Origin of the sequence: Fundidesulfovibrio agrisoli (genome assembly GCF_022808715.1) — a bacterium.
Taxonomy (GTDB): Bacteria; Desulfobacterota; Desulfovibrionia; order Desulfovibrionales; family Desulfovibrionaceae; genus Fundidesulfovibrio; species Fundidesulfovibrio agrisoli.
Genome location: NZ_JAKZKX010000006.1, coordinates 174,917 through 196,904 on the forward strand (window position 1 = coordinate 174,917; position 21,988 = coordinate 196,904).

At 65.3% G+C, this 21,988-nt stretch carries 16 protein-coding genes; 7 read left to right on the forward strand and 9 right to left on the reverse strand.

What is annotated here, in order from left to right:
• The first annotated feature begins 359 nt into the window (after positions 1 to 359).
• Positions 360 to 3,116: a fibronectin type III domain-containing protein gene (locus MLE27_RS06760; protein WP_243311297.1), complete on the forward strand. Its 2,757-nt coding sequence runs from the start codon at positions 360 to 362 to the stop codon at positions 3,114 to 3,116.
• A 106-nt stretch (positions 3,117 to 3,222) separates the two neighbouring features.
• Here MLE27_RS06760 and MLE27_RS06765 read toward each other — a convergent pair whose 3' ends face one another.
• From MLE27_RS06765 to MLE27_RS06780, 4 genes are all read right to left on the reverse strand, one after another.
• Positions 3,223 to 7,371, reverse strand: a complete 4,149-nt coding sequence (locus MLE27_RS06765) for a chemotaxis protein CheB (RefSeq protein WP_243311298.1) — start codon at positions 7,369 to 7,371, stop codon at positions 3,223 to 3,225.
• A gap of 235 nt (positions 7,372 to 7,606) precedes the next feature.
• Positions 7,607 to 8,749, reverse strand: coding sequence for a glutathionylspermidine synthase family protein (locus tag MLE27_RS06770; RefSeq protein ID WP_243311299.1), 1,143 nt, complete (start codon positions 8,747 to 8,749; stop codon positions 7,607 to 7,609).
• 2 nt (positions 8,750 to 8,751) lie between these two features.
• Complete coding sequence (locus tag MLE27_RS06775) at positions 8,752 to 9,081, reverse strand: hypothetical protein (protein WP_243311300.1); 330 nt, start codon at positions 9,079 to 9,081, stop codon at positions 8,752 to 8,754.
• 10 nt (positions 9,082 to 9,091) lie between these two features.
• Positions 9,092 to 9,928, reverse strand: a complete 837-nt coding sequence (locus MLE27_RS06780) for a DUF350 domain-containing protein (protein WP_243311301.1) — start codon at positions 9,926 to 9,928, stop codon at positions 9,092 to 9,094.
• 353 nt (positions 9,929 to 10,281) lie between these two features.
• Here MLE27_RS06780 and MLE27_RS06785 point away from each other — a divergent pair, with 353 nt between their 5' ends.
• The 3 genes from MLE27_RS06785 (at position 10,282) to MLE27_RS06795 (ending at position 14,254) form a co-directional block, all read left to right on the forward strand.
• Entirely contained in the window at positions 10,282 to 11,916 is a 1,635-nt protein-coding gene (locus MLE27_RS06785) for an arylsulfatase (RefSeq protein WP_243311302.1), read from the forward strand.
• Positions 11,917 to 12,091: 175 nt separating this feature from the next.
• The gene (locus MLE27_RS06790; protein ID WP_243311303.1) at positions 12,092 to 13,078 is read left to right on the forward strand and encodes an HAD family hydrolase; all 987 of its coding nucleotides are present in this window, start codon (positions 12,092 to 12,094) and stop codon (positions 13,076 to 13,078) included.
• 183 nt (positions 13,079 to 13,261) lie between these two features.
• Entirely contained in the window at positions 13,262 to 14,254 is a 993-nt protein-coding gene (locus MLE27_RS06795; RefSeq protein WP_243311304.1) for a hypothetical protein, read from the forward strand.
• Between the two features lie 222 nt (positions 14,255 to 14,476).
• On the opposite strand, the gene MLE27_RS06800 is transcribed toward MLE27_RS06795, so the two are convergent.
• From MLE27_RS06800 to MLE27_RS06820, 5 genes are all read right to left on the reverse strand, one after another.
• The gene (locus tag MLE27_RS06800; RefSeq protein WP_243311305.1) at positions 14,477 to 14,902 is read right to left on the reverse strand and encodes a hypothetical protein; all 426 of its coding nucleotides are present in this window, start codon (positions 14,900 to 14,902) and stop codon (positions 14,477 to 14,479) included.
• 122 nt (positions 14,903 to 15,024) lie between these two features.
• The gene (locus MLE27_RS06805) at positions 15,025 to 16,122 is read right to left on the reverse strand and encodes an acetamidase/formamidase family protein (RefSeq protein WP_243311306.1); all 1,098 of its coding nucleotides are present in this window, start codon (positions 16,120 to 16,122) and stop codon (positions 15,025 to 15,027) included.
• 109 nt (positions 16,123 to 16,231) lie between these two features.
• Complete coding sequence (locus MLE27_RS06810; protein ID WP_243311307.1) at positions 16,232 to 16,831, reverse strand: YceI family protein; 600 nt, start codon at positions 16,829 to 16,831, stop codon at positions 16,232 to 16,234.
• Between the two features lie 51 nt (positions 16,832 to 16,882).
• Entirely contained in the window at positions 16,883 to 17,839 is a 957-nt protein-coding gene (gene mbfA, locus MLE27_RS06815) for an iron exporter MbfA (protein ID WP_243311308.1), read from the reverse strand.
• 55 nt (positions 17,840 to 17,894) lie between these two features.
• On the reverse strand, positions 17,895 to 18,449 hold the full coding sequence (locus MLE27_RS06820) for an NADPH-dependent FMN reductase (protein ID WP_243311309.1): 555 nt from the start codon (positions 18,447 to 18,449) through the stop codon (positions 17,895 to 17,897).
• Positions 18,450 to 18,587: 138 nt separating this feature from the next.
• Here MLE27_RS06820 and MLE27_RS06825 point away from each other — a divergent pair, with 138 nt between their 5' ends.
• From MLE27_RS06825 to MLE27_RS06835, 3 genes are all read left to right on the forward strand, one after another.
• Positions 18,588 to 19,529 carry a LysR family transcriptional regulator gene (locus MLE27_RS06825; RefSeq protein ID WP_243311310.1) on the forward strand — a complete coding sequence of 314 codons (942 nt, stop codon included), beginning with the start codon at positions 18,588 to 18,590 and terminating at the stop codon, positions 19,527 to 19,529.
• A 322-nt stretch (positions 19,530 to 19,851) separates the two neighbouring features.
• Positions 19,852 to 20,295 carry a hypothetical protein gene (locus MLE27_RS06830; protein WP_243311311.1) on the forward strand — a complete coding sequence of 148 codons (444 nt, stop codon included), beginning with the start codon at positions 19,852 to 19,854 and terminating at the stop codon, positions 20,293 to 20,295.
• Between the two features lie 121 nt (positions 20,296 to 20,416).
• Positions 20,417 to 21,862, forward strand: a complete 1,446-nt coding sequence (locus MLE27_RS06835) for a cytochrome-c peroxidase (RefSeq protein WP_243311312.1) — start codon at positions 20,417 to 20,419, stop codon at positions 21,860 to 21,862.
• Positions 21,863 to 21,988: the final 126 nt, after the last annotated feature.

Consider the following 21,988-nt stretch of genomic DNA (forward strand, 5'->3'; position numbering starts at 1 on the left):
CGCCGGACACCGGGGCAGGGCGGACGGCCGATGACGATGCCGCCGCAGAAACGGTCGCAAGCGGTGAAAACGACTGGAGATTGCTGTTGCTCGCAAATATGTTGGCTGCAAACATGGTCTCTGAGTGATGAAAACTGCGCAGTTGCGGGCCTTGTGCGGGTATTGTATAGTGGCATGACGCAAGATGTACTTCGCGCCCATCTTTCCGTGGCCCACCCTGGCCGCGAGATGCAGGCGAAGCAAACCGTTCCGTCCGTGCCGTCTTCCGCCGTACCCGGCTCTCCGGGCTTTCACCGCCACCTGCCTACCGGCCGCATGGTCCTTTCGCCTGCGGCAACCGACAGACGACGGAGACCGCCATGCCCGCCCGCCCGACCCTCGCCGCGCTATGCCTGCTGACCCTGCTGCTGTGCGCCGCCCCTGCGGCGGCCGCCAACCTGACCCTGACCCTGGACGCCGACTGGGACCTGGAGTTCACCCTCTCCGACATGGGCGGCAATTCCAAGGTGGCAGCCGTGGGCACCGGGACTCAAACCTACGGGGGCACGACCCTGCAGACCGCGCTGTTCCAGTCGCAGGGCACTGTGGGGCTCACGGTCAAGGCGATCTATAAAGGGTCCGCCCCGGGCACCGTGAACCTGACCGTCGATCCGCAGCGCATCGGCCTGAACTTCAGCAAGGTGGGCACGGACGCGGTCAACGCCAAATACACCAGCGAGAGCTTCTACGCCGCGGACCAAAAGGATTCGGGCTACAGCAACTATTGGCCATTGACGATCTACGCGGAGCTCCAGCCGCCCGGCGGGCTGCCCACAGTGTACTTCAGCGGGGTCGTGGAACTGGACGTCGCCCAGTTCCGCCACACCTGGGTCTCGGGGGGCTGGTCGGGTCCGGGCTTCCTTGGGGCCTACGACCTGCAGTTCACGCCCAACGGGCAGGGCGGCTACGCCTTGACGCGTCTGCCTGTGAGCGGCGAAAGCTTCGACCTGGTCGTCACGGAGCCGTTCGAGGTCACCCCCAGTTCGCCGACCACCTCCACCTACTACGACTGGGGCAAGGCCGACTTCATGATAACCTGCCCGCTCTCGGAGTTCGTGGGCCCCAAGCGCACCGGCAGGATAGGCTTCGCCATCGGGGACGAGCCCATGATGAGCGGCCCCATCGAGCTGGCCTTCGGCTACATCCTGGGCGCGTCGGACATGGGGGTGGAGCGCAAGGACATGCTTTCCGGAGCCTGGAGCCCGGTCCAGGCCAACATGCGGGTGGACAAGGGCGACTGGCTCAGGCTCCAGCCCGTGGTGGCCCCCTGGGGCGTGGTGCTGCCCTTCGTGAGCGTGGAGTTCGCCGACGGCCAGGTGCGGGAGGTTGCCCTGACCGACGGCTACGACCCGGACAAGACCGGCGAGACAATCGTCATCGTGGGAGAGGACGAGCTTCAGGCCAAATCGGTGTGCTGGACCATCAAGTTCACCAACTTCGCGCAGGATCTGGCCATCAACCATAGGGAATACGCCCGCGAGTTCATCTGGGACAAGCTCATCCAGGCGGGCGTCAACGCCGTGGCTCCGGGTTCCAGCTGGCTGCTGCGCAAAGGCGCCAGCAAGACCATCGGCTACACCCTGGAGAAGGGTGCGGAGGTTCTGGGCTACCAGAGCCCGCCGCAGCCGGGGGCCGCTCAGCCCCTCCAGACTGCCGGTCAGGCTTCGGCGGCCCAGGCGGCGGGCGCGAGCGGGTTCACCCCCCCGGACGCCCTCACCGGGAACAACGCCGCCGTGGTGAGCATCCTGAGCAATGGCGGCATGACCGCCACCAATGTCACGGGCACGCTGCGCGTCACCGACGCGGGCAACGTCAGCAGGCTGCTGCCCCCGCGCTCCCAGGTGACGTACAACGCGTCCTTCGGCCCAGTGCTGCCGATGGACTACACGCCGACGCCCTACGAGCAGTACCACCAGTTCACCATCAACCCGGCCAACAACGGCTACGTGGGCTCGCTCACGCCGCTCATCACCATCGCCTACAGCGGCTACCAGTCCGCCTACGACTCCCAGAGCCTGACCTGCCGCATCAATGGGGTGATGGTGCCGTCCTTCAGCTCCCTGGGCAGCACACAGGCCACCTATCAGGTGCCGGACCTGGCCAGGCTCAACTACGGCTACAACACGATCGAGGCCTCCATCTGGGACAGCTTGAGCGGCCCCGAGTCCAAGTCGTCGACCTTCTGGGCCTCGGGGAGCGTCAAAGCGCCCCTGGCCCTCATGGCCTACCCCGGCAAGACCGGGATGATGCTCACCTGGCTGCCCAGCTCCGAGCGCGGGCTGGAGGGCTATCACGTCTACAAGGGCTCCAGCGCCGGGACCATCACCCAGAGGATAACCTCCACGCCGGTGCGCAGCGCCGTGCTGAACCTGCTTGCGGAGAACGAGCCGGGCCTGGCCGCGCAGGACTGGTTCGCGGTGACCACGGTGGCCTCCGGCCTGGAGAGCCCCCTGTCCATACCGGTGCGCGGCTCGCTGGGCACGGCCTCCGGCCCCCCCCCGCCCGACATCACGGACCTGGCTGTGACCCCCGACGGCCTGGGCGTGCAGGTGAACTTCACCCCTGTGGAGGGGGCGCAGGCCTACCGCCTTGACCGTTCCGGCGCGGCCCCGGCCTTCTTCCGCGCCCCGCCGTTCCACGACGAACCCCTGAGCGTGCTCGGGGGCTACTCCTGCACGGTGACGCCGCTGGGGCCGGACATGGTTCCGGGGTCAACGGCGGTGTCCCCGGTGCTGACGGCGCAGAACTTCACCACGCCCGCGCCCCTGGGCCTCTCGGTCCTGCCGCAGGACGCCAAGCGCAAAATCTGGGCTCTGCGCTGGGATCCCGCGATCCCCGGGGTGACGGGCTTCAATGTGTACGAGTCCTTCAACGGGGGGGCGTTCGCCAAGCTGACGGGCAGCCCGGTCACGGATACGAGCATGACCAGGACCCTGGTGAGGCCGGGGCTCTACGTCTGGAAGATCACCGCCGTGAGCCCCGCCGGGGAGAGTCCCGCTGGCCCGGCGGTGCCCGGCGGGTTCGCCGTGAAAGCCGGGCCGACGGTGGTGGGGGCGATCAAACTGTTGCTGCAATAGGGAGCGCCGCCCCGGCCACGCCGGATCACGCCGGACCAGGCCGGGCTCCGCCGGATCACGCCGGACCCCGCCAGTGTCCGCCGGAGTGGGGCGGCGACCCGGAAGGCTACTGCTTGCGTGCGGACATGACCCGGGAGATGGCCTTGGCCAGGTCGGCGAGCTCCACGGGCTTGGCGAGGTAGTCGTCCACCCCCGTGGCCAGGATGCGCTCCCTGTCTCCGACCATGGAATAGGCCGTGAGCGCGATGATCGGGATGTCCCGCACCGCGGGGTCGGGGTGTTTGCGGATGAGTTCGGTGGTCTTGATGCCGTCCAGCACGGGCATCTGGATGTCCATGAGCACGAGGTCGAAGTGGGCCTTGCCCAGCGCCTCCAGCACCTCCTCGCCGTTGGAGGCGACCGCGGGCCTGTGCCCGGCCATCTCCAGCACGCGGGTGATGAAGATCCTGTTCACGGAGTTGTCCTCGGCCACCAGGACGTCCAGGGGGCCGCGTGCGATAAGGCCCTGCGGGAGCGTCGAGCCGTTGGCGGGAGCGTTCTTCTTGGCCGCCTCCACCGTGTGGAACGAGGCCGTGAACGTGAACGCGCTGCCCTTGCCCGGTTCGCTTGCCACGGTGATGCTCCCGTGCATCATCTCGGCCAGCCTTTTCGATATGGCCAGGCCCAGGCCCGTGCCGCCGAAGCGCTTGGAGTAGGAGCTGTCGGCTTGCGAGAAGTTTTTGAAGAGCTTCTCCATCTGGTTCGGATGTATGCCGATGCCCGTGTCCTCGACGGCGATTTCCAGCGTCACCGCCCCGCCTGAAGCGTCGGCCACGCCCAGCCTGAGGGTGACAGACCCCTCTTCGGTGAACTTCAGCGCGTTGGAGAGCAGGTTCTTGATGATCTGGGCGATGCGCAGCGAATCGCCCAGAATGCACTTGGGCATGTCGGGCGCCTTGTCCAGCCGGAGTTCTATCCCTTTCTCCTTGGCCTGCACGGAGAATCCCTTGACCACGGTTTCCAGCATTTCGTCGAGGTCGAACTCGGCGACGTTGAGCTCGAGCTTCTGGGCCTCGATCTTGGAGAGGTCGAGGACGTCGTTGACGATGCCCAGCAGTGACTGGGCCGAGGCGCGGATCATGGAAAGGTAGGTGGCCTCTTCCGGGCGCGTGAGGGACGCCTGGAGCAGGTCGGTCATGCCCATGATGCCGCTGATGGGGGTGCGGATCTCGTGGCTCATGTTGGCCAGGAATTCCGTCTTGGCGGAGCTGGCGGCCTCGGCCCAGTCCTTGGCGTTGACGATGTCGGCTTCGAAGCGTTTGCGGTCGGATATGTCTTCGATCATGCCGACGGCGAAGAAGCTGGCGTCCTCGGAGTCGTGGAGCAGGGAGATCGTCAGCCTGCCCCAGATCGCCTCGCCTCTGGCCGTGGCGAACCGGATGTCCTTATGGACCCTGTCGGCCTTCCCGGCGGCAAGGCGCATGAAGCACTCCCGGCATTCCTCGGCGTCCTCGGGGGAGGCGAGCTGATCCAGGCGTTTGCCCAGAACCAGGCTCCTGGCCTGGCCGAGCATCCCGCCCAGGGCCTTGTTCGCGTCGAGAACGCGCCCGCCGTTGTCCAGAAAGGCCATGCCGATGACGGACTGCTCGAAGATGACCCGGAATTTGCTCTCGCTCTTGCGGTACTCCTGCTCCACGTGCTTGAGCCTGGTGATGTCCACGAAGGTGATGAGCACGCCGTCCACCCCGCCGGATTCGGTGCGGTAGGGCAGGATGCGCTTGAGCAGCCAGACGCCGTCGGCTGTCCTGACCTCCTTCTGGGAGGGCACGCCGCTCTCGAGCACCTTGCGGGCGTTGAACAGCATCTCGTCGTCGCCGACGATGTTGGAGGAGATGTGCTGGATGGGGCGGCCGATGTCCTGCGGCATGAGGTTGAAGGAGACCGTGGCCGAGGGCGTGAATTTGCGGATCTGGAGCTCCCTGTCCAGGAAGATGGTGCCGATCTCGGTGCTCTTGAGCAGGTTGTCCATGTCCCTGCTGAGCTGGAGGAGCTCGTTGATCTTGTTCTCGTACTCCGAGTTGACCGTGTAGAGCTCCTGGTTGACCGAGTGCAGCTCCTCGTTGGTGGACTGCAGCTCCTCGTTGGAGGCCACCAGCTCCTCGTTGGAGGCCTGCAATTCCTCGTTGCTCGTCTCCAGTTCCTCGATGGTGGCCTGCAGGTTCTCCTTGGTGAACCTGAGCTCGTTTTCGACCATCTCCAGATGTTCCCTGGAGCCTTCGTCGATGTCGAAATCCGCCGCCTTGGGCAGCTTCTCGGCAGCCTTCACGGGCTCAAGCACCACGTGGAGATACGTCTCGTCATCGTGCTTGCCCGTCACGGGCTCCACGAACAGCGAGACGGACTCCTCCGCGTCGCCCGCCAGGGCCTGCACCCTGCCGTAAGCCACGGGCGCCTTGTCCCGCAGGGCCTTCTGGATGGCGGTGGAGAGTGCGATGCGCAGGTCGCCCTGCACCAGGTCGAGTATGTCCAGGCTGGTGCGCCCGCGATGCTGCAGGAAGCGGCTGGCGTTTCCGAAGGTGTGGATGATCTCGTTGCGCTGGCTGAGCAGGAACCCCGGGGGCATCCGTTTCTCGAGCAGTTGGTCGTACACGCCCAGGAGCCATTTATCGCCCCCCATCTGGCGGGGGAGTTGCGGCAGGACGATCTGGCGTGCCGAGAGGGCCAGGCCGTCCGGCCTGCGGGCGAAATTGGTCAGGCGCGCCTCGCGGCGTTTGGCGAAGATGCGCCAGTGCCGGTCCACGGAGTCGAATTCGTCCTCCATGTCGCCGAGGGTTTCGCTGGGGCCCAGGAAGAGAGTTCCCTTGGGCTTGAGGGCGAAATGGAACATGGCGAGAACTTTCCGCTGCACGGCGGGCTGCAGGTAGATGAGCAGGTTGCGGCAGACTATGAGGTCGATCTTCGTGAACGGAGGGGAATTCACCACGTCGTGCTGGGTGAACACGATCATCTGCCGCAGATCCTGGGTGACCTGGTAGTGCGTGTGGACCGTGCGGAAGAACCTCTCGCGGCGCGAGTGCGAGACGTTGTTCATGCTCTCCTCCGTGTAGGTGCCGGAGGAGGCGATGGCCAGCGACTCCCTGTGGACGTCGGTGGCGAATATCTTCACGTTCGGCGGGTTCTCCATCATCGCGGACCGCTCCTGGAAGAGCATGGCCACGGAGTAGGCCTCCTCGCCGGTGGCGCAGCCCGCCACCCAGACCCGTACGCCCAGGTCGGGGTCGGCTTTGTCCAGGATGGTGGGGATCACCACCTGCTCCAGATGATCGAACGCGCCCGGCGTGCGGAAGAACTGGGTCACGCCGATGAGCAGATCCTTGTACATCAGGCTCAGGGCTTCCCGGTCGTTCTCCAGGTGCTCGGCGTATTGCTTCACATGCTCGAACCCGCCCATGCTCATCCGGCGCTGGATGCGCCGGGATACCGTGGCGGGTTTGTAATAGGCGAAGTCGATGCCGTAGCCCTTGTTGAGCAGTTGGAAGACCTCGGAATATTCGCCCTCGTCCACGGTCTGGGGTTTGGGGATCTCCTTCGCGGGCGTCTGCCTGGCGTGGGCCAGGATCGCCCCGGGCATGGCCTCGGGGTTGAGCACCTGGTGCACCACTCCGGTGGCTATGGCGCTGCCGGGCATGCTGTCGAACTTGGCGGTCTTCACGTCCTGGGCGATGACGTAGCCGCCCGCCTCGCGCACGTGCAGGATGCCGTGGGAGCCGTCGCTGCCTGAGCCGGAGAGCACCACGGCCACGGCTTTGTTCCCCGCGTCGTGGGCCAGGGAGCGGAAGAAGATGTCGATGGGCAGGCTGAGGGTCTGGCCGGGGTCCCGCTCGGAGAGCAGCAGCCTGCCGTCTGAGATGACCATCACCATCTTGGGGGGCAGCAGGTAGATGACGTTCGGTTCCACCGGCATGTCGTTCTCGGCGATGCGGATGTCGAGCTTGGTGTGCCTGGCCAGGATCTCGTCCATCATGCTGATGAAGTCGGGCGAGAGGTGCTGCACCACCACGAAGGCCAGCCCGCAGTTGGGGGGCATGTGGTCGAAGAAGGATTCGAGGGCCTCCAGGCCGCCCGCGGATGCGCCTATGCCCACGATGTGGGTGGGTGTGGTGTGGGTGCCGGGGCCCTGGGAGCACTCGCCCAGGGGGCCGGCCGTTTCGGGGTTGGGGTGGGTGTCGTCAGGTGCGCCGGTCATTTCGGTCGGCCGGGTGGGATCGGATTCCATCTTGAAGCCTCAATAGAACGCATGAAGTTTCATTCTTGCGTCGGCACCCCCGCAACGAGCGCCGCCGCGTCCAGGCGGAAAGACCCGCCAACCCAGGGGCGGGCGTTGTACGCCATTCCCACGCCCTTCAACTTCGCCCCCGTATAATGATATAATAATAAAAAGCATAGTGGAATTGATACAACCTGGCGCGCGGGCGCAGCAGGTTCGCGCCAGGGCGGGCAGAAGCCGCTGCTCAGGCGGGCTCGAAGGCGTGGGGAACGAAGCGGCTCAGGTTGGTGGTGATGCGCCCCGCCGATTCCCTGATCCCCATGCCCGCGGCCCAGCCCCCCACCACCCAGGCCCCGACCACGGGCTTGGCCCCGCCGAAGTCCGGCAGCTCGCACAGGGCCTGCCACACCACGTCGGATTCGTCGTAGCCGCCGCCCGTGCGTTCGATGGTCGTTCCGCCCTTGACCAGGGCCATGTTGGCCCCTTCCCGGGCCAGCTTGGGCTTGACTACGTAGCCGGTCATCCCGCGCGGGCCGTCGAGGTAGGCCGGGACCAGGTTGGGGTGGCCGGGGAACAGCTCCCAGAGGATGGGCAGGATGGCCTTGTTGGAGAGCAGCATCTTCCAGGCCGGTTCGATAAAACACATCCGCTCGGAGGCGTAGGCCAGGTATTGCCCGAACTCCTCCCGCAGGAGCCATTCCCAGGGGTAGAGCTTGAACAGGCTCTCGATGTGCCTGCCGCCCATGTCCACGAAGCGCATGGCCAGGGAGTTCCAGCCGATCTCGTCCACGTGCAGGAAGTCCGTGGAGAGGCCCGCCGATTGGGCGGTGTCGCGCAGGTAGTTGGCGGTGATGATGTCCTCCACGTCCCTGGTGGAGGCGAAGTGCAGGATCTCGCCGCGCAGCTTGGGCTTGAGTTCGGCCCAGCGGGCCAGGAGCTTCTCGTGGATGGAGTTGAACTGGTCCAGCCCGGGGAAAACGTCCTGGAGCCAGAACCACTGGATCACCGAGGCCTCCAGCAGGCTGGTGGGGGTGTCGGCGTTGTACTCCAGCAGTTTGGGGGGCGATGTGCCGTCGAAGGCGAAGTCGAAGCGGCCGTAGATGGAGGGGGGCTCCTCCTCCCAGGCGGCCTCGATGAGCGGCACGGCGGATTCGGGGATGCCCAGGTCGGCCCAGCGGCGTGTGTCGATGATGTGCTGCGCGGCCTCCAGGCAGCGCTCGTGCAGGTCGTTGGCGGCGCGCTCCACCGCGTCCACCTCCTCTGCGGTGAACAGGTAGTAGGCCGACTCGTCCCAGTAGGGAACGTCGTCCAGGGTGTGGAAGATGAAGCCCTGGCATTCCACCGTGGCCTGCCAGCCGGGCCTGGGTTCGATGGGGATGCGTCGCATGGCTAGGCCGAGGCGGAGAGCCGGCCGCCGGTGGAGCCGAACCCGCCCCTGGTCACGTAGGCCCGCCCGGCGTGGGCCTGGGTGCCCGAGGCTATGGCCCGGCCTTCGGCCACGGCGCCGCCGTAGTTGGGATGGTCGGGGGGCATGGGCCTGATGGAGCGGTCCTCCCCGACGATGAAGGGCCGCCCGGAGCTGTGGTAGATGACGTTGCTGTAGCTGCCGGACCTGTAGCCCTGCTCGCCTTCGTCGTCGTCATCGTCGAAAGAGCACCCGGAGAGGGTCAGGCTGACCGAGACCACAAGGCCGATGGCGATATGGCGGGAGCGTTTCATGGCGCGCGCCTTACGCCGTGGCCGCGATGATGAGGGCGATGCCCAGCTTCACGCCCGCCTCGGCGATGACCGCCGCCAGGTTCCTGTCGCGGACGATCTCCTCGCCGAGGGTCGTGCCCGCCAGGAAGACCTTGTCCGCCAGCCAGGAGCAGGCCAGCAGCAGCGCCACCCCGCGCACGGCGGCCAGCGCGAAGGCCGCCAGATCCTCCCCCCAGTGCGTGAAGTCGCCGAGCACGGCCGAGGCCAGGATGATGCCGAGGCACGCCAGCATGGTGCCCAGGTGCAGCCCCAGCGCGGCGTTGCCCCGGGCTATCTCGGCCTGGTCGTCGTAGGGGGAGAGGCGCTCCAGCAGCTTCAGGAAAAGGATCAGGGTCAACTGCCCGAGCAGGAAGAACACCACGCCGGAGAAAACCGTCCCCTGCCCGGTGAAGGCGGCCCGCAGGATGAGCCCCGTGGCCAGCCCGCCCCCGGCCTCGACTAGGCCCACGGCCAGGTTTCCGCCCAGAATGGCCCTGGTGTTGTCGATCTTCGGCAGGGCGAGCTTGTCCAGCAGGCCGAAGGCCGCCACCAGCAGGGCCAGGAGCACTGCCCCGGTGAAGGCGAACCCGGCCACGTCGCGGAAAAACCCGGTGGAGGGGGCCATGAGCGGGCCGCACAGGCCCAGGGCCGAGGCCAGGGCGAAGGATGCGAAGCGCAGGGCCACGGCGGCGTTGTTTCGGGAACAGACCTGTTCCTCGAGGGAGGAGTCCCCCGCGCGCGCGATGCGGTCCGCGCAGAGCCGGTGCGCCAGCCAGAGCACGGCGAAGGCCAGGGCCAGGAAGACGAGGGAGGCGAGGGCGTGGACCATGGGGCGCTCCTGCCGGTTGCGGCTGCGGGGATGGATCGCGAGACATGCTAAACAATCGAAACCGCCACGGCAATGCCCGCAAGGCAGCTTCGCCCATCGTAGCGTAAGTGCGCTGAGGAGCCTGCCAGCTTGCGCCTCAACAGGGGTGGGGGAGTCGGGCATGTACTTTTTAATGGTATATCGGAACAGGGTGGGGCATAAACATTGGAGCTAGGTCGAAAAGACCGGCCAGGCTGAGCCTTCCTGGACTTTGCGGCGAGGTGGCGTTCCGGGCTGTCCCGGGTCGTGAGCCGAACAGCGGCTGTACCCGCTCCCTGGGGGCGGACCTCAACGAGACAAGGAGGCGTTTGCGGATGAATAACCTGATAAAACGAGCGGCGGCTGCGCTGACTGCCTTGCTTTTCCTGGCCGGGGCCGCCCTGGCTGCGGACAAGCCCAACATCCTGCTGATCGTGGGCGACGACGTGGGCTACGGCGACCTGGGCGTCTTCGGCGGCGGCGAGGGGCGCGGCATGCCCACCCCCAGCCTGGACCGCCTGGCCAGCGAGGGCATGACCATGTTCTCGTTCTACGCCCAGCCGAGCTGCACCCCGGGGCGCGCCGCCATGCAGACCGGGCGCATCCCCAACCGCAGCGGCATGACCACCGTGGCCTTCCAGGGCCAGGGCGGCGGCCTGCCCGCAGCCGAATGGACCCTGGCCTCCGTGCTCAAGCAGGCCGGATATCAGACCTACTTCACCGGCAAATGGCACCTGGGCGAGGACGACTACGCGCTGCCCAACGCCCAGGGCTACGACGAAATGCGCTACGTGGGCCTGTACCACCTGAACGCCTACACGTACGCCGACCCCACCTGGTTCCCGGACATGGCGCCGGATATGCGGGCGATGTTCCAGAAGGTGACCAAGGGCGCCCTCTCCGGCAAAGCCGGGGAAAAGCCCAAGGAAGACTTCAAGATCAACGGCCAGTATGTGAACACGCCTGAGAAAGGCGTGGTGGGCATCCCCTTCTTCGACTCCTATGTGGAGAAGGCCGCCATCGAGTTCCTGGACGACGCCAAGAAGTCCGGCAAGCCCTTCTTCATCAACGTGAACTTCATGAAGGTGCACCAGCCCAACCTTCCCGCCCCCGAGTTCGAGCACAAGTCGCTCTCCAAGAGCAAGTACGCGGACTCCGTCGTGGAACTGGACACCAGGATCGGGCGCATCATGGACAAGCTGCGCGCCCTCGGCCTGGACAAGAACACCATCGTCTTCTTCACCACCGACAACGGCGCCTGGCAGGACGTGTACCCAGACGCGGGCTACACCCCCTTCAGGGGCACCAAGGGCACCGTGCGCGAAGGCGGCAACCGCGTCCCGGCCATCGCCTGGATGCCCGGCAAGATCAAAGCCAACACCAGGAACCACGACATCGTGGGCGGCCTGGACCTGATGTCCACCTTCGCCACCCTGGCCGGGCTCAAGCTCCCCGAGAAGGACCGCGAGGGCCAGCCCATCATCTTCGACAGCTTCGACATGTCCCCCATGCTCTTCGGCACCGGCAAGTCCGCCCGCAAGAGCTGGTTCTACTTCACCGAGAACGAGTTGAGCCCCGGCGCGGTGCGCGCGGGCAACTACAAGGCCGTGTTCAACCTGCGCGGAGACGACGGCCAGCCCACCGGCGGCCTCGCCGTGGACAGCAACCTCGGATGGAAGGGCCCCGAGAAATACGTGGCCACCGCACCCCAGATCTTCGACCTCTGGCAGGACCCGCAGGAACGCTACGACATCTTCATGAACAACTACACGGAGAGGACCTGGACCCTGGTGACCTTCAACCAGGAAGTCACCGAGCTGATGAAGACCTACGTGCAGTATCCGCCGCGCAAGTTGCAGAGCGAGGTCTACACCGGGCCGCTGACCATCTCGAAGTACCAGAACCTGGAGTGGGCGCGTGAGGAGTTGAAGAAGAACGGCATCAAACTCCCGTTGCCTTCCGGCAACTAGGCGGGCAACAGGCGGGCCGCCCGCCCGCACCTGCCTGATCACTGAAACAGTTGCGGCCCCCGGCACTCGCCGGGGGCCGCTTCGAGACTGGGCCGGTGAGGCAGGCCCGCCGCCCCCGCGCCCCTGAGGCCCGCCGCGTCCGGTTCACATCAACCCCCATCCACCCGGAGGCCCCATGAGATTCAAGCACGCGCTCCTGCCCGCAATGCTGCTGGCGTTCGCCCTGGCCTCGGCCCAGCTGGCGTTCGCTCAGGTGGCGGACCCGCTGCCGTCCTGGAACGACGGCCCGGCCAAGTCCGCGATCATGGGCTTCGTGTCCGCCGTGACGGACAAGAACTCCAAGTCGTTCATCCCCGTGGAGGAGCGCATCGCCGCTTTCGACAACGACGGCACCCTCTGGGCCGAAAAGCCGGTCTATTTCCAGTTGTTCTTCGCCATTGACCGCGTGAAGGCGCTGGCCCCCGAGCACCCGGAGTGGAAAACCCAGGAGCCCTTCGCCTCCATCCTCAAGGGCGACCTGAAGGGCGCCATGAAAGAGGGTGACAAGGCCCTCGTCGACATCGTCATGGCCACCCACGCGGGCATGACCACCGCCGAGTTCGAGACGCTCGTGAAGGACTGGATCGCCACCGCCCGCCACCCCCAGACCAAAATGCTCTACACGCAGATGGTCTACCAGCCCATGCTCGAGCTGCTGGCCTACATGCGCGCCAACGGCTTCAAGACCTTCATCGTCTCGGGCGGCGGCATCGAGTTCATGCGCCCCTGGACCGAGGCGGTCTACGGCGTGCCGCCGGAACAGGTGGTGGGCAGCAGCATCAAGACCAAATACGAGATGCGCCCAGGCGGCCCGGTGCTCGTGAGGCTGCCGCAGATCGACCTCATCGACGACAAGGCGGGCAAGCCCGTGGGCATCAACCTGCACATCGGCCGCCGCCCCGTGGCCGCGTTCGGCAACTCCGACGGGGACCAGCAGATGCTCGAATGGGCCACGGCCGGGCCGGGCGCGCGCCTCGCCCTGCTGGTGCACCACACGGACGCCAAGCGCGAATACGCCTACGACAAGGGGACCGAGAACGCCCTGGCCGAGGCCAAGGAGAAAGGCTGGACCGTGGTGGACATGAAGCAGGACTGGAAAGTGATCTACCCCAAGGCCAGATGATCCGGCAGGGGGCCTGTGCGCCGGACGCCGCATCGCGACCGGGCCCCCGCCTTCCGCGCCTTTCCCCCGGATCCGTGACGGCCGAGCCGGAACGTGCACCCTTCCAAGTCGCGCAAATGGTTGGCGCGGCCGCCCGTGTTGCGGTATCTTCCCCACCATCTTGACGGAACCGGCGGGGGATACATGCTCCAGACCCTCTTGAAATTGTTCAGGCGCACACCTGCTTACGCACCTGGCGCCGCGTCCGGTGTCGGCGACGAGGCCCTGGCCCACAGGCTCGCCACCATGCTGCTGCCGGAGGCGGTCCCGCAGCTCAAGCACGCCGAGGCGCGGCCCGCCGTGCTGATGGACCCGGCCCTGCGCGCCATCGGGCACATGCGCGGCCTGGTGGGCAGCCTGGGCCAGCCGGTGCTCCTGACCCGCGAGGCCTTCTTCAAGGAGCCACGGGTCAACGCCATGTTCACCTCGGCCGAGCAGCTGCAAGGCTTCGTGAGGGATCAGGCCAGCCTGCGCTCCTTCTTCGGCGAGGCCTCCCGCGAGACGGCCCGCATCCTGCTCACGGCCACGCCCGTGACCAGGGGGCAGTTCGGCAGCGAGGTACAGGGGGAGGTCATCCAGAGGGACGTGCTGCAACGGGGCCTCACCTTCGAGTCCCACCGCTGCCCGCTGGTGGCCCAGGACGATGACGCCTTCTCGGAGTCCGTGGTCGCCGCCCTCATGGACCTCTACGCCGCCAAGATCGGCGAGATGCTCCTGGACCTGGAATCCCGCCGGGCCGAGTGCGAGCACCAGGCCAAGGCCCTGGGCTGCAAGATCAAGATTCTGGAGATCAACACGAAATCCATCGGCGGGATGTTTTCGGACAAGAGCGACGAAGCCGCCAAGCTGGCCTCCGCCAGGGAGCTCCGGGCCTCGTTCGAGGCCGAGCTGGCCGGGCTGCGCCAGCGCCTGCAGGACCCCGAGGCCTACTCGCGGGAGGTGGCCGGGGCGCTGAGCAACCCGGCGGAGATACTCTCCGGCCGCAGCACGGCTTTCCGGCTGGACGAATACGGCATCATCCACGACCTGGCCGACGCCTCCGTGGGCAACGTGGTGGAGTTCTCGGAGTTCACGCTGGAGACCCGCACCCGCGTGGCCCTGATCGCGGACGTGCCGCGGGCCGCGCTGGAATCGTAAGGGGGGCCGCCCGGGATGTTCGCGTGGGCGCATGAACCGTGCATGCGGCTTGTCGCTCCGGGGCAACCTGGGGATTTGAACCGGAGGGTGGATGCATCGAACGCCCGGTGAGGAGGCCTGAGCCAAGGGGGGGGCATGCGTCGCGGCGCAACATGAAGGGGTTATCCGGAGAACGGATAACCCCTTCGGTTTTCGAAATGCTGGCGGGCTGTCGCAGGCCGATTATTTCTGCCGCTTGGCTACGCTGGTGGCGACAACGCTGTCTGAAGGCTTTACATGGCGGTAGACTATCTCAAGCCTGTCTTTCCCGACGATTTTGCAGTCGAAGAAGCCATCCGTGTCGGAGGCGTACATGTACTTGCCGTCGGGCGAGATCATCGCGATGAATTTTTCCGAACCACGCGCAGAAGTGTACACCCCTTGAATAAACCGGCCATCCTGGCTGATGATCTCCAGTTGTCCCTTCAGAACTTTCTGCCCGGGAGTCCAGTGGGTTACATTGGATTCCTTGTCGCCGTTGAGCATCATGCCGCCAGTCGATTCGACATCCCATTTGCCGACGAGCGAAGGCGCTTTCGCGCCGGCAAAGGCAATGGAAGTCGTGAGAACGAGGGTGAGCATACACGCCAGAGCAGCTCTGAGCATCATACACCATTCTCCTGGTAGAAAGGGATTGGAAGACGATACACCGCCTGTGGCGACCTCGGAACCTCCTGATACAATGTGATTTCCCATCACTCTACACATAGGCAAGACCCGGATGCAAGGTGTCACCCTGCCTTGAGCCCGCCGGGAACCAGAGTGAGCCCGTTCTTTCCCGCGAACTGCCCGCCGGTGAAGCAGGCCTTGGGTATCAGGCCGTGCACGCCCTTGGTGTAGTCCACCAGTTGGGTGATGTTGAAATCAACCGCCTGGCTGCAGAAGGCGTAGGCTTCGCCCTTTTCCATGCCGTAGTAGGCGTTCAGGAAGCCGATGCTCCTGCGCACCGCCATCTTCGCGGCCTCCTCCAGGTTGGTGTGGAAGCCCATGAGCACCCAATGCTCGGGGGTGGAGGCCATGGGCCAGTCCACGATGGCGCCCAGGTCCTTGCGGACCGTGAGCCGCAGGGAGATGCACTTGAAGGCCCCCTCCACCGCGTTGAGGTTCACCTCGCCGTTGCCCTGGGCCAGGTGGCTGTCGCCGGTCTTCAGTCCCGCGCCGGGCACCTGCACCGGCAGGTAGAGCACGGTGCCGGCGCACAGCTCCTTGTTGTCCATGTTGCCGCCGTGCCTGCCGGGCGGCACGTTGCTCCACTTGCCGGGCGCGGCCATCTCCACGCCGATGGAGCCGGGGAAGGGCCTGGCCTTCACCGTGACGCCGGGCTGGAACTCGTAGGTCCCGGTGGCGGGGTCCAGTTCGTACCAGCGCATGCCGCCCTCGGGGAAATCGTCGGGCAGCAGGCCCAGCGGCAGGAAGGAGGCCTGGGGGTTCAGGTTGAACCCGTAGGGGTAGGGCTCGATATGCAGGATCTCCACCTGCAGCACGTCGCCGGGCAGCGCGCCCTCCACGTGGATGGGGCCGGTGAGGTGGTGATGGCCCGCGCCCTTGCGCAGGCGCTCGGCCCCGGTGGCGGGGTCCTCCAGGATGTAGACGTCGGGGATGTCGCCCATGAGCCGCCTGAAGGCTGCGGCCCAGTCCGCCAGGGGGGCCCCGGGCTTCATGGAGAGGTGGATGCCCGTCTCCACCTCCACGATGTCGCCGGAGCGGACGGTGAGCGCGGGCTGGCGGGAGTTGTCCCAGTAGCCGTCCGTGGAGGTGCGCTCGTCGCACGGGAGCACGTGGACGGTGTCGCCCGGGCCGTAGGGTTTCTTCGGGGTGGAATGCGTCATGGCCTCTCCTGCTTCGGGTCTGCGTGCGCCTGGGGCCGGGTACGGGCCGCAAGGACTACGTCTTCGTCCCGGGTGACCCCGGTGACGCGGTGGTGCTAAACGCGGCCCGTTACCTGGGGCTCGCCAGCTCGAAGCCGATCTCCACCAGTGCGTTCTGGCCGAGCACGCCCATTTCGCTCCATTTGGGGTCGCAGAAGGAGTAGTCCGGCATGAAGATGTTCAGCCTGGCCGAGAAGCCCGCAACCTCCAGCTTGGGGTCCAGGGGATTGGCCTTCATCCCGTGGTAGGTGAGCGGCAGGGTGATCTCCCTGCTGACGCCCTTGAGGGTCAGCGTGCCCGTCATCTTGAACTCATGCTCCGAGACGCGCCGGATCTTCGAACTCTTGAAGCTGATGTCGGGGAACTTGGCCGCATCGAAGAAGTCGGGGCCGCGCAGGTGTTCGTTGCGCTTGTCCACGAAGGTGTCCAGGCTGGCGGCCTTGACCGTCACGTCGAAGACGCTGCCGGCCAGATTCCTGGGGTCGAAGCGCACCGTGCCGCCGTATTCGGCGAAACGGCCCGGTATCTCCACGAAGATGTGGCGCACCTTGAAGGTGATGGCGCAATGGGCCGGGTCGAAGGCGAACTCCCGCGCGGGTTGCGCGGCGTCCGCCCGGGAAAGCGCGCACAGCAGGAAGCAGATCGCACACAATGCGGAACGAATTTTCATGACATGCTCCGGAAAACGGGTTGATGACGAATCGGGGCCGGACGTGCCGGGTTACGAACTGCCGATGAGGATGCCGGTCAGAAACACCAGGACGCCCCCGAGCACCACCTGCATGGCCGCCGAGAGCACGGGGGTGTCCATGTAGTGCGCCCGTATCCAGGTGATGGCCGCCAGCTCCAGCGCCACCACGGCCAGGGCCACGGCCAGGGCGGCCTGATAGCTGGAGATCAGGAAGGGCAGGGTGTGGCCTATGCCGCCCAGGGTGGTCATGAGCCCGCAGACCACGCCCCGGATCCAGGGGTGGCCGCGCCCGGTCAGGCTGCCGTCGTCGGAGAGCGCCTCCGCGAAGCCCATGCTGATGCCCGCGCCCAGCGAGGCCGCCAGCCCCACCAGAAAGGCCTGCCAGCTGTCGTGCGTGGCGGCCGCGGCCGCGAAAACCGGGGCCAGGGTGGAGACGCTGCCGTCCATGAGCCCGGCCAGGCCCGGCTGGATGATCTGCAGGGCGTAGAGGCGCTTCTGCGTGGCGGATTCCTGCTCCACCGCGCCCGGAGTCAGCTCCTTGGCGGCCAGGCGCTGCGCCGTGGACTCGTGCCCCCGTTCGGCCTGGGCCAGGTCGTCGAGCAGGCGGCGCACATCAGCGTCCCCGGACAGGCGCGCCGCCTTTTCGTAGAATTCCTTGGTTTCGAGCTCCATGGCCGCGGCGTAGCGCCTCACTGCCTCCACGCCGAGCGGCCTGGTCAGCCACAGCGGCTTGCGGGCCACGAACCCCCGCACGTCCTGGCGGCGGATGAGCGGGATGTGCGCACCGAACTTGCGGTTGTACAGGTCGGTCAGGCGCTGGCGGTGGGTCGTTTCCTCGTGGCCCATGCCCTCCAGCACGGCGGCGGTGGCGGGATACTCCTCCCGCAGGCCGTCGGCGAAGTCCGCGTAGACGCGCTCGTCCTCTTCTTCCAGGGAAATGGCCAGGGCCAGTATTTCCCTCGCTCCGAGCTTGGAAAAATCCTTCATGGTGCTCACCTTCATTCCGGACCTGGTTGCGCCCAGCGCCTGTCCGGTCGGGCCCTCAGGCCTTGAGCCGGCGGGTCCAGGCCTCCAGCGCGGTCATGAGTTCCTTTACTAGACCAGCGATGTGTTCGTCCACGAGATCGCCGTCCTCATTGAAACTCGGGCTGAAGGCGTTGGAGAAGACCTCCGGTTTGTTGAGCGGGTGCATGTCCAGGTACACGCAGACCTGGCGCAGGTGGTACTGGGATCTGGCCGAGCCCATGCCGCCGCCCGCGCCCAGGATGGCCACCGGCTTGCCCGCAAGCAAGGGGTTGCCGGGCTCCCTGGAGGCCCAGTCCAGGATGTTCTTCAGCGCCGGAGCCAGGGAGTAGTTGTATTCGGGGCAGGCCAGCACCAGGGCGTCGGCCTCGGCCATCTGCCCGAACACGGCCGCGACGCTGGGGGGCGTCGCCACCGCGGCCACGTCGGCGTTGTAGAAGGGCACCTGGGATATGTCGGCCCGGGAGAAGCGCACATCCGCCGAGGCCATGGACATGGCGGCGCGGAGCAAGCCGCTGTTGCGGGATTGACGGCGCAGGCTGCCGCAAATGCCGAGAAAACGCAGTGTGCTCATGGGGAAAACCTGTGGTCCTGGTTGTATGGGTGTGTGTGGCCGTCTCACGGTGAAGCTTAGGCGCATACTGCAACGATGCGGTTATGGGAGCATCATTTTTTTGTTGTGTGCCATTACTTTGGGTTATAGCAGTTTGCAATGGAATTCAGACATATGCGCGCGTTCCTGGTTGCCGCGGAGGAGCAGAGCATCAGCCGGGCCGCCCGGAGGCTCTTCGTGACCCAGCCCGCCGTCAGCCGCCTCATTCGGGATATGGAGTCGCAGCTGGGGACGAAGCTCTTCCACAGGGAGCGGCGCGGCCTCGCCCTCACCGCTTCGGGAGAGCTGCTGCTGCCCTACGCCCGCAAGATTCTCATACTTTACGACGAGGCCCTTCAGGCCACCGCCCACGAGAGCAATGCGGAAACCACGGTGAACATCGGCTTCATCCCGGCTTCGCTCGACTCGTTCACGGCTCCCATGCTGCGACGCTTGAAGGAGCAATGCCCCTGGCTGCAGGTGCAGATCCACGGAATGCCGCCCGGCGAGCAGATCAGGAGCCTGCGCAAAAGCCGCATCGACCTCGCCCTGGTGGGGACCCCCTGCGGGACCGTGATGGACGAGTTCGAAACCATGGTGCTGCGGGAACTCCCCCAAAGGCTCATCCTGCCGTCCGGGCACAGGCTGGCCGACCAGGAACGGGTGAGGCTGGCCGAGTTCCGGCAGGACGATTTCATCGGCTTGAGCGAGGACGACTTCCCGGGAAGAAATCAAATGATGCAGAGGGCCTGTCTGAGGGCGGGGTTCGCCCCGAAGATCGTCACGCAAGCGGGCGGCCTGATGTCCCTGCTCGGGATGGTCGGCGCCGGTGTCGGAGTCGGCATCGTGCCAAGCGAGGTGGACAGCCTGCCGCACCCCGGGGTCGTCTTCCGGCAACTCGCGGACGCGGTGGATGCGGAGCGCTTCAGCGTGGTCTGGAGGCGCTTCGACACCAGCGACGCGGTGCGCGCCGTGATCTCCGCGCTGCAAGGCATGAGGGAGGCCCGGATGGCGTCCGAAGTCCCCGGAAGGAGCGAACCGCAGGAAGACGGGCGGGCCTGAAGCCCGAGCCTCCTTTACCTTGAAACAATGCGGGCCCGGCCAAAAGCCGGGCCCGCTGCCATTGCGTTGCCGGGGCGGCGAGGTGTGGACACAGGCCCCCCGAACCGATGCAGCCGGGCGTTCATCTCTCAGCCTGCTGCGAAAGGCCCGCATCCGCTCCTGGAAGACGGAGAGGGCAAGACCCATCCCATCGCCTCCCCCTGCGCGAGTCTAGGAATTTCGGTTGCTTCGAGATGTTTTTCGGCACGCTAATAGTCAAGTACTGAAAACTTTCTGCTAATCTTTACTATTTTCATCGCCCAATGCTAGCCGACGGGGTAAGATGAAAAAGTATTGCAGCCTGATCGCCGCCCTAGTGGTTCTGGCCTTCCCGGTGGCCTATCAGCGCCACGTGGCTGGTCAGTTGGAGCAGCGCAGGGCTGAGGCCTTGGCAGGCCGCCAGGCTGGCAATCATCAGCTTTCTCAAGATGCTCGCTGCGCCAAGAAGGCACCTGCGCCGTCTAAACCAGCATGCAGCGTGAAAAAGGAGCGGGGGGAAACCGCGCCGAAAGCATGCAATGCGATATGGGCTCCGGCAGGAGGTTCAAAGGCAACCAAAAAATGCCCGCTATGCATTGAAGCCCAGCATCTTGCAGCCATCCAGTGCGGGATAACCTCGCTTGCAGCTTATGACACAAGGGCAACTCGCCAGCCGATTACAAGCCCCATAGTCCACGCCCAGTATATTTTATTCGCAAAATCCCGCGATCCTCCTGAGGCAAGTTGATCTCTATTTGTGCAGTGTCAATGTGGCAAGGCGATTGCCACAATTGCGCAATAGGGATGTATCGCGACGGTGCCTCTTCAACGAAACAGTGGTGAAGTGTGTATATTTCAAGGAGTGCGTGATGAAAATGGTTCACGGTGTAAGAGTGGTGGTGTCAGCCATGACCCTGGCAGTATTTGTGGCAACAGCCTTTGCGGCGGACCCGCCCCCTCTTTCGAGCATACCGGTTCCTGCGATACCTGGCATCGGCAACTACATTAAGGATCAGGACGCCGCCATCCGGCTGGGAAAGGCCCTCTTCTGGGATATGCAGGTCGGCAGCGATGGAGTCCAGGCTTGCGCATCATGCCATTTCCAGGGCGGTGCCGACGTTCGCTCAGGAAATACCTTGAACCCTGGCGGCGATGGCAATTTCACTGTCAAAGGCGCCAACGGCAGCCTCTCCCCTTCCGACTTTCCGTTCCACAAGGTGTCAAATCCGGATAACGCAGCGACAGTGGTCAGCGACAGCGACGATATCGCCGGCGCACAGGGATTGGTGAACTACGAGTTCAAAAGCACGAATGGCGATAGAACCCGGTCAAAGGATCGGGGCATTCTGCAATCAGAGCCGGTATTCCAGGTCAATGGAAAGTTTGTCCGTCAGGTGACGGGGCGCAATGCCCCCTCTACGATCAACGCAGTGTACTACTTCTACAACTTTTGGGATGGCCGCGCCTCCAACACCTTCAACGGCGTGAATCCCTTTGGCGCTGCGGATACCAACGCGCACGTCATGGTCAACAACAACGGTTCCCTGGTGCCTGAAACCGTCGCACTTCAGAATTCAAGCCTCGCATCCCAGTCGGTCGGGCCGCCCAACAACAGCGTCGAAATGTCTTTCAACGGACGCACATTCCCCGATCTGGGGCGCAAATTGCTTGCAGTGCGGCCATTGGCAAAACAACATGTCCATCCTTCTGACTCCGTGCTCGGGAGCATTTCGGCTTCGCCAGCTCGCGGCGTCAAAAACAGCGTGTCCTACAAGCAGATGATCAAGGACGCCTTCGTCGACAAATACTGGAATTCAACTCAGTTGGTGGACGGCCACACGCAGATGGAGGCCAACTTCTCCCTGTTCTGGGGGCTGGCTGTTCAGGCCTACGAGCGGACCTTGATCTCGGACCAGTCCAAGTACGACCTGGCCCAGCTCGGCTTGGCCACCCTCACCTCTCAGGAGGAGAAGGGGCTTGGCGTCTTCACCTCCGGCGGCTCGCGCTGCAGCAATTGCCATGCAGGCGCCGAATTCTCCGACCATACGGTCTCCTTCGTGTCGGGCCAGGGGCTCAACCCCGTGCTGCCGACAGTGGTGGACACGACGGCCAGCGGCCGTGTGGGAACCCGGGACGTGGGCTTCCACTATATCGGAGTGCGCCCCTCGCCCGGTGATATCGGGCGCGCGGGCACCACTCCCTTCGGCGGGCCTCTGTCTTTCACCTACCAATCTGGGGTGCTCCAGGCCAACGCGATTGTCACCGGATCCTTCAAGACTCCGACTTTGCGCAACGTCGAACTGACCGGGCCCTAGGTAATCCCCCCAATAAAAGGTTGTTCTGAAAAGTAGAATTTTCTCGTAAACCCAGGCGAGGAGATTTTACATGAAGACGTCCCGCTACTCCGACAGTCAGATCCTGAGCATCCTGAAGCAAGCCGA